The following is a 14,014-nucleotide window of genomic DNA, read 5'->3' as shown; positions in this document are numbered from 1 at the left end:
ACCACTCTGTGACCGGCCGCCGCATCCCGCGCAACGACAGACAGCACAAAGGTCCCCAGGGCGCGCAAAACGCACCTGGGGACCTCTGGGGGACTCGGTAGACCTTTGAGGGCCGCTACGGATACGGGAGTACCGGCCGGCGCGGCCTACTTCTTGCCGTCGCCCTTGCCCTCGTCACCGCCGGAGCCCATGGACTCGTAGATCTCCTTGCACATGGGACAGACGGGGTACTTCTTCGGGTCGCGGCCCGGCACCCAGACCTTGCCGCAGAGCGCGACGACGGGAGTCCCGTCGAGGGCGCTCGCCATGATCTTGTCCTTCTGGACGTAGTGGGCGAAGCGCTCGTGGTCGCCGTCGCCGTGCGAGGTCTGCGGCGCCGGTTCGACGAGGGTCCCCGTACCAGTCCCGCGCTGGGGCTGGGTCTCAGGCTCAAGAGTGCTCATAACGGCAAGGGTACTGAAGGTCACAGCGGTCAGTTCAGCGAAGGGTCGTCCGCGTACGTCGCGACCATCGCCAGTTCGCTGCGCTGGCGCCGGAGAACCTCGCGCCACAGGCGTTCCGGGGACGGCGAGGAGACATCTCCCGGCTCCGACTCGACGACGTACCAGGCGCCGTCCGTCAGCTCGTCCTCCAGCTGCCCCGGGCCCCACCCCGCGTACCCGGCGAAGATGCGCAGCGACCCGAGCGCCTTGGCCAGCAGCTCGGGCGGCGCCTCCAGGTCGACGACGCCGATCGCGCCGTGCACGCGCCGCCAGCCGAGTGGTGCGCGCTCACCGGACCCCGTACCGCCGCCGGGGATGACCGCGACGCCGAGCGCCGAGTCGAGGGCGACCGGGCCGCCCTGGAAGACGACCCCCGGGTCGCCGGCGAGTTCGGCCCAACCCTCCAGGATGTCCCCGACGTCCACCGGGGTCGGCCGGTTGAGGACGACACCGAGGGAGCCCTTCTCGTCGTGGTCGAGAAGAAGCACTACCGCGCGGTCGAAGTTGGGGTCCGCCAGGGCGGGCGTGGCCACGAGCAGCCGCCCTGTGAGCGAGGACACCTCGGTCATGCCAGACATGATCCCGCATCTTCCCCCTGTGCGGGGAGTCAATCGGAGTACCGGGGTGAAGGCAGGTCAGAGCGCAGCGAAGCGGGACGGGCGCGCGCCCGCGCCGGTGACCCCATGTGCCCGGCGGCGAACGGTTCGTGTTGTGGCAAAGCTATGACACGGCTGGGCCGTGCCTGGGCTTACAGAAGGGGGGTGTTCGGCGATTACCCTTGCTCTTCGGCTCCTGCGCGTGCCTTGACGACCGCGGCCTGTTCGACCGCGTCCTGCACGACGGGCCCGCCAACACCCGCCCACTCATCGGAACGCGAGATACATGACGGTCAACGGCACAGACGACGTACTGATTGTCCACGGCGGCACCCCGCTGGAGGGCGAGATCCGTGTCCGCGGTGCGAAGAACCTCGTACCGAAGGCCATGGTCGCGGCCCTGCTGGGCAGTGCGCCAAGTCGACTGCGCAATGTCCCCGACATTCGTGACGTCCGTGTCGTGCGCGGGCTGCTCCAGCTGCACGGGGTGACGGTCCGTCCGGGCGAGGAGCCCGGCGAGCTGATCATGGACCCGTCGCACGTGGAGAGCGCCAACGTCGCCGACATCGACGCGCACGCGGGTTCGAGCCGTATCCCGATCCTCCTCTGCGGCCCGCTGCTGCACCGCCTCGGGCACGCGTTCATCCCGGGCCTCGGCGGCTGCGACATCGGCGGCCGGCCCATCGACTTCCACTTCGAGGTGCTGCGGCAGTTCGGCGCGACGATCGAGAAGCGCGCGGACGGGCAGTACCTGGAGGCTCCGCAGCGGCTGCGCGGTACGAAGATCAAGCTGCCCTACCCGTCCGTGGGCGCGACCGAGCAGGTCCTGTTGACGGCGGTGCTGGCGGAGGGCGTCACGGAGCTGTCCAACGCGGCCGTGGAGCCCGAGATCGAGGACCTCATCTGCGTACTGCAGAAGATGGGCGCGATCATCGCCATGGACACCGACCGGACCATCCGCGTCACCGGTGTCGACTCGCTCGGCGGCTACACCCACGCGGCCCTCCCGGACCGTCTGGAGGCCGCGTCGTGGGCGTCGGCGGCGCTGGCGACCGAGGGCAACATCTATGTCCGCGGCGCCCAGCAGCGGTCGATGATGACGTTCCTGAACACCTACCGGAAGGTGGGCGGTGCCTTCGAGATCGACGACGAGGGCATCCGCTTCTGGCACCCCGGCGGCCAGCTGAAGTCGATCGCGCTGGAGACGGACGTGCACCCGGGCTTCCAGACGGACTGGCAGCAGCCCCTGGTGGTCGCCCTGACCCAGGCCACCGGCCTGTCCATCGTCCACGAGACGGTGTACGAGTCGCGCCTCGGCTTCACCTCCGCGCTCAACCAGATGGGCGCGCACATCCAGCTCTACCGCGAGTGCCTCGGCGGCTCCCACTGCCGCTTCGGGCAGCGCAACTTCCTCCACTCGGCGGTCGTGTCGGGCCCCACGCGCCTCCAGGGCGCCGACCTGGTCATCCCGGACCTCCGGGGCGGCTTCTCGTACCTCATCGCGGCCCTGGCCGCCCAGGGCACGTCCAGGGTCCACGGCATCGACCTGATCAACCGGGGCTACGAGAACTTCATGGAGAAGCTCATAGAGCTGGGCGCGAAGGTGGAACTCCCGGGCAAGGCGCTCGGCTAGCCACTCCACCTCGCCACTGCCACGCAGGCCGATTCCGGGTCGCGGCTGGGGGTCCGGGGGTTATCCCCCGGATGGCACAGCATGGAGAAGCTCGTAGAACTGGGCGCGAAGGTCGAGCTGCCGGGCAAGGCGCTCGGCTAGCCACTCCACCTCGCCACTGCCACGCAGGCCGATTCCGGGTCGCGGCTGGGGGTCCGGGGGCTATCCCCCGGAAGGCACAGCATGGAGAAGCTCGTAGAACTGGGCGCGAAGGTCGAGCTGCCGGGCAAGGCGCTCGGATAACCACGGCAGTCGCACGAACGCCGATGGGGCGGCCACCCGAACCCGGGTGACCGCCCCATCGGCGTCAACTGCAGCCCCCTCAGGGGCGCGGGGAACTGCGCGACCAGCCACGGCGGGCCCGCAGTCGCCCACGGCGCCAAGCCATGTCGACGAACAGGCGCCGTTACTTACCCTTGGCCGCTTCCTTGAGCTTGGAGCCCGCGGAGACCTTGACGCTGAAACCGGCGGGGATGTCGATCGGGTCGCCGGTCTGCGGGTTCCGCGCGGTGCGAGCGGCACGGTGGGTGCGCTCGAAGGTCAGGAAGCCGGGGATGGTGACCTTCTCGTCGCCCTTGGCGACGATCTCACCGACGGTCTCGGCGAACGCGGCCAGAACGGCGTCGGCGTCCTTGCGGGTGACCTCGGCGCGGTCGGCCAGGGCGGCCACCAGCTCACTGCGGTTCATGTTGTTACTCCCGTGTTCTTCTTGCTGTTGAGGCGTGCCCCACGGCGGAGCCGCATGGGGGGCACAGCGAAGCCGATGCTGCCAGGGTCCTCGGTGGGTCCCCGGACCCGGGTCCGCCGTCGGACCCTCACGCCCGAAGACGCATCCTGCCCCCACCTGCGGCGGGAAAGCCAATCCGGCACCCCTGGGGAGTCAGACGAACACCCTTGGAAGTCACTCGGAAAGCGTCAGCGGCCGGGGCCGACAGGCTGAACCTGGCCGCCACCCTAGAGGCGCCCGGGGGCACGGCGCCCCCGACGCGCCGGTACGGGGGCCCGTGGCAACCGTCACACGCGGGGCGTGCCGGCCGGTGTGGACGCCTATTCGGCGGCGCCCGCCGCCTTCGCCGCTTCCCGCACCGCACCCGCCACCGCGCCCGCGACCTTGTCGTTGAAGACGCTCGGCACGATGTAGTTCGGGTTGAGCTCGTCCTCGGTGACGACGTTCGCGAGTGCGGTGGCCGCCGCGAGCATCATCTCGGTGTTGACCGTGCGGGACTGCGCGTCCAGCAGGCCTCGGAAGACACCCGGGAAGACCAGCACGTTGTTGATCTGGTTCGGGAAGTCCGAGCGGCCGGTGGCCACGACCGCGGCCGTCTGGCGGGCGATCGTCGGGTCGACCTCGGGGTCGGGATTCGCGAGCGCGAAGACGATGGCGCCGTCCGCCATCGCGGCCACGTCGTCGCCGTCGAGGACGTTCGGGGCGGAGACGCCGATGAAGACGTCAGCGCCGCGCACGGCCTCCTTGAGGGTGCCGGTGAGGCCCTCGAGGTTGGTGTTGTCGGCGATCCAGCGCAGCGGGGAGTCCGGGGCCGCGTTCACCAGGTCCGCGCGGTCCGCGTGGACGACGCCCTGGATGTCGGCGACGACGGCGGTCTTGACGCCGGCCGCGATGAGCAGCTTGAGGATGGCCGTGCCGGCCGCGCCCGCGCCCGACATGACGACCCGGATGTCACCGATCGACTTGCCCGTGACGCGCAGGGCGTTGGTGAGGGCGGCGAGGACGACGATCGCGGTGCCGTGCTGGTCGTCGTGGAAGACGGGGATGTCGAGGGCCTCGCGCAGACGGGCCTCGATCTCGAAGCAGCGCGGGGCCGAGATGTCCTCGAGGTTGATGCCGGCGAAGCCCGGGGCGATCGCCTTGACGATCGCGACGATCTCGTCGGTGTCCTGGGTGTCCAGGCACAGCGGCCAGGCGTCGATGTCGGCGAAGCGCTTGAAGAGGGCCGCCTTGCCCTCCATGACCGGCATCGCGGCCATCGGGCCGATGTTGCCGAGGCCCAGCACGGCCGAGCCGTCCGTGACGACCGCGACGGTGTTGCGCTTGATGGTGAGGCGACGGGCGTCCTCGGGGTTCTCGGCGATCGCCATGCACACGCGGGCCACGCCCGGGGTGTAGATCATGGAGAGGTCGTCACGGTTGCGGATGGGGTGCTTGGACGCCATCTCGATCTTGCCGCCGAGGTGCATGAGGAACGTACGGTCCGAGACCTTGCCGAGGCTGACGCCCTCGATGCCGCGGAGCTTCTGCACGATCTCGTCGGCGTGCGCGGTCGAGGTCGCCGCGATGGTGACGTCGATCCGGAGCAGTTCGTGGCCGGAAGCGGTGACGTCGAGGCCGGTCACCGAGCCTCCGGAGGACTCCACGGCGGTGGTGATCTGGGAGACCGCGGTTCCGCTCGCGGGCACCTCCAACCGGACCGTGATCGAGTAGGAGACGCTGGGCGCCGTTGCCATGGCCGACTTCCTTCTGATTTCACCCTGATGCTTGGTTTGCCGTCCGATCGTCGCACCTACCGTTGAGTAGCTGGTAGCGGGGGCTCGATTGCGAACCTTTTGTTCACAACAGAGAGAGGTCCACGCCACCTGGTGGCGTGGACCTCTCGACGTTCAGTGGCACCGACCCGCCATGCTCGCCTCGCGGCAAGTGGTCGCTCGTAGCGACGAAGGTTGGGCCCGGGGGCTTGGATCGAGCCGGTGCCACGTCAACGGTAACAAACGATCCCCGTAAGGCAATTCCCATCGTCCACTGTCTTTTCCTCAGTCCCTCAGAAGGTCGGGCACCCCTCGCGCGTCGGGCTCGTCGCGGTCCGTCGAGACGACCGTGAGCTGCTGGGTGGCACGGGTCAGGGCGACGTACAGGACCCGCAGGCCGGCGGGGCTCTCGTCGGCGATCTCCGCCGGGGAGACGACCACGGTGGCGTCGTACTCCAGGCCCTTGGCCTCCAGGCTGCCCAGGGCCACCACGCGGTCGCCCAGGCCCGCCAGCCAGCGGGCCGCCTCCTCACGGCGGTTCATCGCCACGACGACGCCGACCGTGCCGTCCACGAGGTCGAGGAGGCGGGCGGCCTCCTCGCGCACCGACTGGGCCAGCGAGCCGCGTACGGGCACACTGTGTCCGATGTTTGTTCCCACAAAACGCGGCTCCACGCCCGTCGAGCGGACCGCCCTCGGGGAGTCCGAGCCCGGCATCGCCAGGGCCAGGACCTTGGCGGCCAGTTCGGCGATCTCGGCCGGGTTGCGGTAGTTGACGGTGAGGGTGAAGCGGCGGCGCGGACGGGTGCCCAGGGCCTCGTCACGGGCCTCGGCGGCCTCGTCGGGGTCGGACCAGGAGGACTGGGCCGGGTCGCCGACGACCGTCCAGGTGGCGTGCCGGCCGCGGCGGCCGACCATGCGCCACTGCATCGGGGTGAGGTCCTGGGCCTCGTCGACGATGACGTGGGCGTACTCGGTGCGCTCCTGGGCGAGCCGCTCGGCGCGTTCGCGCTGCGTCTCCTCCCGTACGGGCATCAGCTCCTCGAGGCCGCTGAGCTGGTCCAGGGGGTCCAGGTCGCGCCGCTTGCGGGGGCGGGCCGGGGTGCCGAGGATCGCGTTGAGCTCGTCCAGCATGGCCACGTCGTGGACCGAGAGTCCGTCGCGCTTGAGGGCGCGGGCGACCCGGCGGACCTCGCCGGGGTTGAGGATCCGGCGGGCCCAGCGGCCGAGGCGACGCTCGTCGGACATGGCGGCGAGGACCGACGCGGGGGTCAGTTCCGGCCACCAGGCGTCGAGGAACGCGATGAAGTCGTCCTCGGTGGTGACGTCCTCGTCGAAGGAGGAGCGCAGTTCGGCGGCGAGTTCCGGGTCCGTGTGGCGGCCCTGGGCGCCCGAGCGGGCCCACAGGGCGTCCAGGAGGAGCCGGCGGGCGCGCGGGCGCAGCAGGTTCACGGGTGCCGTGCCGCTGAGCGCCGACTCGCGGATGCGGGCCAGTTCGGGGGCCTCGAGTTCGATGCGGCGGCCGAAGGCGACGACCCTCAGCCGGCTGGTCACCGTCGGCGAGTCGTACTGCTCCAGGGCGCCTCGCGCGGCCTTCCGCAGCACCTTGAGCATGCGGTACGAGCCCTTGGCACGGGCCACGGCCGGGGAGTCGTACAGGGTGGCCTCGGCGCCGTCGACGAGGGAGCCGATCGCGCGGATGGCGACCTGGCCCTCCTCGCCCAGGGACGGCAGGACGCCCTCGGTGTACGCGACCAGCAGCGGGGTCGGGGAGACGATCAGGATGCCGCCCGCGTACCGGCGCCGGTCCTGGTAGAGGAGGTAGGCGGCGCGGTGCAGAGCGACGGCCGTCTTGCCGGTGCCGGGGCCGCCCTCGACGTACGTCACGGAGGCGGCGGGGGCGCGGATGACCAGGTCCTGTTCGGCCTGGATGGACGAGACGATGTCCCGCATGGTGTGGCTGCGGGCCTGGCCGAGGGCCGCCATCAGGGCGCCGTCGCCGATCACGGCGAGCTCGCGCCCGTCGAGGGACGCCGTCAGCTCGGGGCGCATCAGGTCGTCCTCGACGCCGAGGACCCGCCGGCCCTTGGAACGGATGACACGCCGCCGGACGACCCGGCCGGGGTCGACCGGGGTCGAGCGGTAGAAGGGCGCGGCGGCCGGGGCGCGCCAGTCGATGACGAGGGGCGCGTAGTCCGCGTCGAGGACGCCGATACGGCCGATGTGGAGGGTCTCCGCGATGTCGGCGGTGCCGTCGGGGCGTACGGCGCCCTCCGCGGCCTCCACGGCCGTGTAGGCGCCGTCGGGGCCCTTCTTGCCGTCCTTGCCCCGCAGCAGGTCGATACGGCCGAAGAGGAAGTCCTCGAACTCGTTGTTCAGCCTGTTGAGGTGGATGCCGGCCCGGAACACCTGGGCGTCCCGTTCGGCGAGTGCGCCGGGGGTGCCGACCTGACCGCGCTTGGCCGCGTCCTGCATGAGGAACTCGGCCTCGTCGATCTTCTCCTCGAGACGCCGGTACACCCGGTCCAGGTGTTCCTGTTCGACGCTGATCTCGCGGTCGCGGACGGAGTCCTGAACTGAGGAGTCCTCGACCGGAACGAGCGCCGTTTCCTGCTGAGCCTGAGCGGCCACCGGGCCCCCTTCTGACGTGCTGGGCAGCCGTCAACCGTACGCGAAAAGGAGGCCGTGATGCTACGAGTCCGCCCCGGGACACCGTACGAGTCTTCGTACAAGGCGTCCCGGGGCGGTCACGGAGCGGCGGAGGAACGATTCTGGAGCGGTCGCAGAGCTGTCGTGGAGCGATGGTGCAGGCGTCAGGCGTCGACCTCGACGAGCCGCTTGCCGGTGGAGTCGACCACCTCGTAGTGGTCGATCTGGTCGGCGTTGAAGGCCGTCCCGCCGTGGATGTAGAGCGGGTTGCGGGCCGCTTCGGTCGCGGCGTCCTTGATGCCGTAGCCGGCCGTCGGGACGGACCAGTTGGACATGGTCTCGCGCGAGCCGTCCTTGCCGACGACGATCAGGGAGCACTTGAGCGGGCCCTTGACGCCGCCCAGCTCCAGGACCGCGCTGACACCCCACGCCTTCGGCGCCATCGCCACGGTCGCGGTGACCTTGGTGGTGGGGTCGGTGGCGGAGACCCGGTCGGTCATGGTGGCGAAGTCGTCCTTGGCGTTGCCCGCGGACTTGACCGTCACCGCCGGCGAGGGCTTGGCCTCGCTGGTGGTGTCGCCGCCCGTCGTCGCGAACACCGCGGTCGGGCCGCCGATGATGAGGGCTGCCGCGGCGGCCACCATGTAGAAGCTGCGCCGACGCCTGCTCGCGCGCTTTTCGGCGACCTCGTCGACCAGCCGCGTCGCGAGCTGTGGGCTCGGGCGGGCGGACAGCGACTCGCCGATGGCGGGAGTTCCCTGGGCACCGGGCAGGTCCGCGAGGGCGGCCAGCATCGGTTCCATCCCGGCCAGCTCGTCGAGCTGCTGGGCGCACCATTCGCAGCCGGCGAGGTGTGCCTCGAAGGCCGTGGCCTCCGCGTCGTCGAGGATGCCGAGGGCGTAGGCGCCTACGGTTTCGTGTTCGTTCGGACCCTGGGAACCCTGCATTCCTCGCATGGAACCAGGACTACCCGCTCCGAAACCCCCGTAAATGCTCATGCCGTCACCCCCCGCTCCTCCAGTGCGAGCTTCATCGAACGCAGGGCATAGAAGACCCGTGAGCGCACCGTGCCGCTGGGTATGCCCAGCGTCTCGGCGGCTTCGTTCACGGTACGCCCCTTGAAGTAGGTCTCGACCAGGACCTCCCGGTGGGCGGGGGTCAGGTCGTCGAGCGCGTCCGACAACGTCATCAGCCACAACGCCTTGTCGATCTCGTCCTCCGCGGGGATGACCTCCAGCGGCGACGGGTCCACCTCCTGCGGCCGGGCCTGCCGGCTGCGGTGACCGTCGATGACGATGCGCCGGGCGACCGTCACCAGCCAGGGGCGTACCGAACCGGTTGCTCGATTGAGCTGACCGGCGTTCTTCCAGGCACGGATAAGCGTCTCCTGCACGACGTCCTCGGCGCGTTGCCGGTCTCCCGCGACCAGCCTGAGGACGTATGCCAGAAGGGGCCCCGCGTGCTCTCGGTACAGCGCACGCATCAGGTCCTCGTCGGGTTCCGAGGGCTGGGACATGCGATGTCGGGCCCTCGGTGCTTGTTCATTGGCCACGACGGAATACTTGCGCACGCCCACCTCCGCTGTCCCGGGTTCCCCCGGCCGGTCGCTCCCCCCGAGGTACGGAAGCGGTGTGCGGGATGTTCAACGGCGCGACCACAACTTTCTTTAGCTGGACGCGACGCGAGGGACAAGAGAGCACATTCCTGCCGCAAGTGCTTTACGTTTTCGCCACATTGGCAAGTTCGGCGCGATGCCCGAAACCATTAGACGGGAAACACACGTGTAACCAACGTCACTGGAACCCACGGCACTTGATACGCCCGATTCCGTCGCACAGGCCCGCTATGCGCGATCTGCGACCGGTCGTCGCCCACTACGCGCGTGCCAGTGCGGCCCGCCGCCGGTGCCTCGCGACCCGCTCCCGGTTGCCGCAGATCTCGCTCGAACACCATCTGCGCCGCCTGCCCCGGGAGGTGTCGAGATAGACGATCGGGCAACTGTCGCCCTCGCACTGGCGCAGGCACGCGCGCGCGTCGGGGTCGGTGAGCAGTTCCACGGCGTCCCGGGCGACCGCGCCGAGCAGCGCCGCGCACTCGGGCGGCCCGTGCAACTCCCGTACGAGCGTGCCGTCCGGGGCGCGGACGGCGCGGGTCGCCGGGGGCGCGGCGCGGGCGAGCTCGTTGAGGCGGGTCAGGGCCTGGTCCAGGGAACGGGGGTCGGCGGCCGGCGGTTTCTGCACCAGCTGTCCGGTCAACCGGCCGGTCAGAGCCCGCAGTTCACGAAAGCGCGGAACCCAGGAGCCGTCGACATGACGCAGTGCCGTCCCCCCGGGGACGAGCCCTGACGCGGCGATCCAGGCCCGAAGCGGCTCGACGGCGCCGAGCCGTTCGTCGGGATGGGCGGTCGCCAGCAGGTCCAGGCAGATCCGCCCGGCGTCGAAACGCAGTTCGTACGAGTACGAGGCTGTGGCCACGGTCGTCTCCGATGCCATGCGCCTGTCACCGCCTAGAAGTCGCCCCGCACGAGGCCGAGGGAACCGTTCCCTCTACAGTGCCCGCCCACCGCCACAGCCGGAACCCCTCGCGCAGCGGCGAACACGCTCCGCGCCGGTTGTTCACGGGGTACGGAGGAGGAGTGAACGGGGTCCCGGCCGCACGCACGCGCGCGCGTACAGGGCGGCGCTGCCTGACGCCCGGTGCCAAGTCCCTCCGTGCCAGGTCCCTCCGTGCCGAGAGCCGCTCAGGACGCGGCCCGATCACGCCGGGACCACTGGACCGGGCCGCGCCCACGCGGCGAAGCAGCCACGGACGACGACGGCACGGCCACCTCGGCCACACCAAGGACGGCACCCGGACAACACGGACCAGGACCAAGAGGCGCCCGCCCCCCGGTCCTGCCCGGGAGGGCCTACGAGTGAGCCGGCGGATCGCGTAGGCCCCCGGGTCCGCCGACCGAAGGCACGTCGGACAATCACCCCGCCCGGCTCAAGCACCCACAAACGCCACCCGGACGCGACGACTCAGCCCCGCCTGGCTCACCCACCCCCCGGACCCCGCCGGAGGCCAACGCGTCGGCGTACTTCGCGTCCGCCGCTCGGTCCAGGGCCAGGCGAAAGCCACGTCCGATCATCAGCCCGCCCGGCTCAAGCACTCACAAACGCCACCCGGACAACCCACGCCGGCAGCGACAACCCAGCCCCGAGCAACCTCACCCACCCCCCGCCCCCGCCGGAGGCCTACGTGTCGGCGTACTTTGCGTCCGCCGCCGGGTCCAAGAGCTAGGCGGAAGCCACCGCCCGATCTTCAGGCCGCCCGACTCAACCCACGCCGTCAGCGACAACCCGGCCCCGAGCCACCTCACCTACCCCCCGCCCCCGCCCCCGCCGGAGGCCTACGTGTCGGCGTACTTTGCGTCTGCTGCTGGGTCCAGGGCCAGGCGGTAGCCGCGTTTGACGACCGTCTGGATCAGCTTGGGGGCGCCCAGCGCTGTGCGCAGGCGAGCCATCGCCGTTTCCACGGCGTGTTCGTCGCGGCCGGCTCCGGGCAGGGCGCGCAGCAGTTCGGCGCGGGCGACGACCCAGCCCGGCTGCCGGGACAGCGCCCGGAGCAGGGACATCCCGGCCGGCGGTACGGGACGCAGGACGCCGTCGACCAGGACGGCGTGCCCGCGGATCTCGACCCGGTGCCCGGCGATGGGCAACGCCCGCGCGCGGGCCGGGAGTTCCTGGCAGAGGAGCTGTACGAGGGGGCCGAGCCGGAAGCGTTCCGGGGACACCGTGTCGACGCCGTGGGCCTGCAGCGGCAGCGCGGTGACCGGGCCGACGCACGCGGGCAGGACGTCGTGGTTGAGGGCGGCGAGCAGCTCGGGCAGCTGGCCGCGTTCCTCGGCGCGGGAGAGGAGAGACGCGGCGGCGGGGGCGCTGGTGAAGGTGAGCGCGTCCAGACCGCGCGAGACGGTGGCGTCGAGGAGCCGGTCGACGGGACCGATGTCCTCCGGCGGCATCCACCGGTAGACGGGCACACCGACGACCTCGGCGCCCGCGGCCCGCAGCGACTCGACGAAGCCGGGCAGCGGCTCCCCGTGCAGCTGGATGGCGATACGGCGCCCGTCGACGCCCTCCTCCAGAAGCCGGTCGAGCACCTCGGCCATGGACTCGGAGGACGGTGACCAGTCCTCCGTGAGCCCGGCGGCCCGGACGGAGCCCTTGACCTTGGGCCCGCGGGCCAGCAGTTCCACGCCGCCGAGGCAGGCGAGCAGGTCGGAGCCGAGCCCCCAGCCGTCGGCGGCCTCGATCCAGCCCCGGAAGCCGATGGCGGTGGTGGCGACGACGATGTCCGGCGCCTGTGAGATCAGCTGCTTGGTGGCCGCGAGAAGCTCGCTGTCGTCGGCGAGCTGCACGATCCGCAGGGCGGGGGCGTGTATGACGGCGGCGCCCCGCCGCTGGAGGAGGGTCCCGAGTTCGTCGGCCCGACGCGCGGCCGTGACGCCCACGGTGAACCCCGCGAGGGGGCCGTGGTCCGGTGGGCCGTGCTCCGGTCGTTCCGGTCGCTGCTGTTCGTCGTACATGGCTCTCGTCCCGCAGTCGGGTCACATCTTCTTGCACAAGCGTGCCGAACGAGCCTGTCAACGGCGCGTGACAGGCTCGGTTCGGCTTCATGTCGCTGGTGTTACTTAAGCCCTTTCGGGCGAAGGTCACACCTCGGCGTAGTTGAGCTGCGGCTTTGCGTCGGAGGTGGTGGCTTCGGGGGCCTGAGTGGTCGCCGGGCGGCGAAGGTATACGGCCCAGGTGACCAGGAAGCAGACCCCGTAGAAGGCGAGGAAGGCGACGAAGGCACCGGTGCCGGAGCCCACCGAGAGGAAGGACTGGCGCAGGGCCAGGTTGATGCCGAGGCCACCGAGGGCGCCCACCGCACCGATGATTCCCATGGAGGCGCCGGAGAGCCTGCGACCGTACGCGGCGGCCTCCTCACCCTCGAGTCCCTTGGCGAAGGCCTTGGCCTGGAAGATGCCGGGGATCATCTTGAAGGTCGAGCCGTTGCCGAGGCCGGTGAGAATGAACAGGACGATGAAGGCCGTGGTGAACAGCGGCAGCGACTTCTGCATCGACGCGACGACGATGAAGGCGGTCGCGGCGGCCATGGCGACGTAGTTCCACAGGGAGATCTTCGCGCCGCCGAAGCGGTCGGCGAGCGCACCGCCCACGGGCCGGATCAGCGAGCCCAGCAGCGGGCCGATGAAGGTGACGTACGCGGCCTGCAGGGGCGTACGGCCGAACTGGGTCTGCAGGACCAGACCGAACGCGAAGCCGTAGCCGATGAACGAGCCGAACGTCCCGATGTAGAGGAAGGACATGATCCAGGTGTGCGCGTCCTTGACGGCGTCCTTGGCGGCGCCGGTGTCGTTCTTCAGCGACGAGATGTTGTCCATGTAGACGGCGGCGAGGATGGCGGCGATGAGGATGAGCGGGATGTAGATCCCCAGGAGCACGCGCGGTCCGCCGCTCGCGCCGATGACGGCGAGGCCGATGAGCTGCACGACCGGGACACCGATGTTGCCGCCACCGGCGTTGAGCCCGAGAGCCCACCCCTTCTTCCTGAGCGGGAAGAAGGCGTTGATGTTGGTCATGCTGGAGGCGAAGTTGCCGCCGCCGATGCCGGCGAGCATGGCGCACACCAGGAAGGTGTTGAACGACGTCCCCGGCTTCATGACGATGAACGCCGCGATCGTCGGGATGAGCAGCAGCGACGCGGAGACGATGGTCCAGTTCCGGCCACCGAAGAGGGCGACGGCGAAGGTGTAGGGGACGCGGACGACGGCGCCGACGGCCGTGGCCATCGACACGATGAAGAACTTGTCCGCCGGGGTGAGCCCGTACTCCGGCCCCATGAACAGCACCATCACGGACCACAGCGTCCAGATGGAGAAACCGATGTGCTCGGAGAGGACGGAGAAGAACAGGTTGCGACGGGCAACCTTCTCCCCGGTCGCGTTCCAGAAGGCCTCGTCCTCGGGATCCCAGTGCTCGATCCAGCGGCCTCCCCTGCCGGGTGCGGGGGCTGAACTAGGGGCTGTCATGACGCCTCCACGGTGGTCCGGGGCTCGGGTGGTTCTTTTTGCGGTGCTGAGCGGTGAT

Annotated in this window: 11 protein-coding genes; 1 reads left to right on the top strand and 10 read right to left on the bottom strand. The window is 70.4% G+C overall.

Annotation, left to right across the window (positions count from 1 at the left end; translation table 11 throughout):
• Nucleotides 1-146: 146 nt before the first annotated feature.
• On the bottom strand, nucleotides 147-443 hold the full coding sequence (locus PV396_RS21225) for a DUF3039 domain-containing protein (protein ID WP_053741615.1): 297 nt from the start codon (nucleotides 441-443) through the stop codon (nucleotides 147-149).
• A gap of 29 nt (nucleotides 444-472) precedes the next feature.
• Nucleotides 473-1,051 (bottom strand): YqgE/AlgH family protein, encoded by a 579-nt coding sequence (locus tag PV396_RS21220; protein ID WP_319206750.1) that lies wholly within the window; start codon nucleotides 1,049-1,051, stop codon nucleotides 473-475.
• Between the two features lie 313 nt (nucleotides 1,052-1,364).
• Between PV396_RS21220 and murA the strand changes: the two genes are divergently transcribed.
• Complete coding sequence (murA, locus tag PV396_RS21215; protein ID WP_319206749.1) at nucleotides 1,365-2,711, top strand: UDP-N-acetylglucosamine 1-carboxyvinyltransferase; 1,347 nt, start codon at nucleotides 1,365-1,367, stop codon at nucleotides 2,709-2,711.
• 445 nt (nucleotides 2,712-3,156) lie between these two features.
• On the opposite strand, the gene PV396_RS21210 is transcribed toward murA, so the two are convergent.
• From PV396_RS21210 to PV396_RS21175, 8 genes are all read right to left on the bottom strand, one after another.
• The gene (locus tag PV396_RS21210) at nucleotides 3,157-3,438 is read right to left on the bottom strand and encodes an HU family DNA-binding protein (RefSeq protein WP_053741618.1); all 282 of its coding nucleotides are present in this window, start codon (nucleotides 3,436-3,438) and stop codon (nucleotides 3,157-3,159) included.
• 359 nt (nucleotides 3,439-3,797) lie between these two features.
• A complete protein-coding gene (locus PV396_RS21205; protein ID WP_319206746.1) occupies nucleotides 3,798-5,213 on the bottom strand; it encodes an NAD-dependent malic enzyme in 1,416 nt (471 codons plus the stop codon).
• 303 nt (nucleotides 5,214-5,516) lie between these two features.
• Complete coding sequence (locus PV396_RS21200) at nucleotides 5,517-7,862, bottom strand: HelD family protein (protein ID WP_319206744.1); 2,346 nt, start codon at nucleotides 7,860-7,862, stop codon at nucleotides 5,517-5,519.
• A 182-nt stretch (nucleotides 7,863-8,044) separates the two neighbouring features.
• Nucleotides 8,045-8,827: an anti-sigma factor family protein gene (locus PV396_RS21195; RefSeq protein WP_319206742.1), complete on the bottom strand. Its 783-nt coding sequence runs from the start codon at nucleotides 8,825-8,827 to the stop codon at nucleotides 8,045-8,047.
• 47 nt (nucleotides 8,828-8,874) lie between these two features.
• Nucleotides 8,875-9,396: a sigma-70 family RNA polymerase sigma factor gene (locus PV396_RS21190; RefSeq protein ID WP_044471680.1), complete on the bottom strand. Its 522-nt coding sequence runs from the start codon at nucleotides 9,394-9,396 to the stop codon at nucleotides 8,875-8,877.
• Nucleotides 9,397-9,754: 358 nt separating this feature from the next.
• Entirely contained in the window at nucleotides 9,755-10,372 is a 618-nt protein-coding gene (locus PV396_RS21185; protein ID WP_319206739.1) for a CGNR zinc finger domain-containing protein, read from the bottom strand.
• Between the two features lie 899 nt (nucleotides 10,373-11,271).
• On the bottom strand, nucleotides 11,272-12,447 hold the full coding sequence (locus PV396_RS21180; RefSeq protein ID WP_319206736.1) for a uroporphyrinogen-III synthase: 1,176 nt from the start codon (nucleotides 12,445-12,447) through the stop codon (nucleotides 11,272-11,274).
• 126 nt (nucleotides 12,448-12,573) lie between these two features.
• A complete protein-coding gene (locus PV396_RS21175) occupies nucleotides 12,574-13,956 on the bottom strand; it encodes a nitrate/nitrite transporter (protein ID WP_319206734.1) in 1,383 nt (460 codons plus the stop codon).
• Between the last annotated feature and the right edge of the window lie 58 nt (nucleotides 13,957-14,014).

The sequence above is a fragment of the Streptomyces sp. ME02-8801-2C genome (assembly GCF_033793965.1).
In the GTDB taxonomy this organism is placed as follows: domain Bacteria; phylum Actinomycetota; class Actinomycetes; order Streptomycetales; family Streptomycetaceae; genus Streptomyces.
Note: the sequence above shows the minus strand (reverse complement) of the source record. Positions and strands in the feature narration are given on the sequence as shown.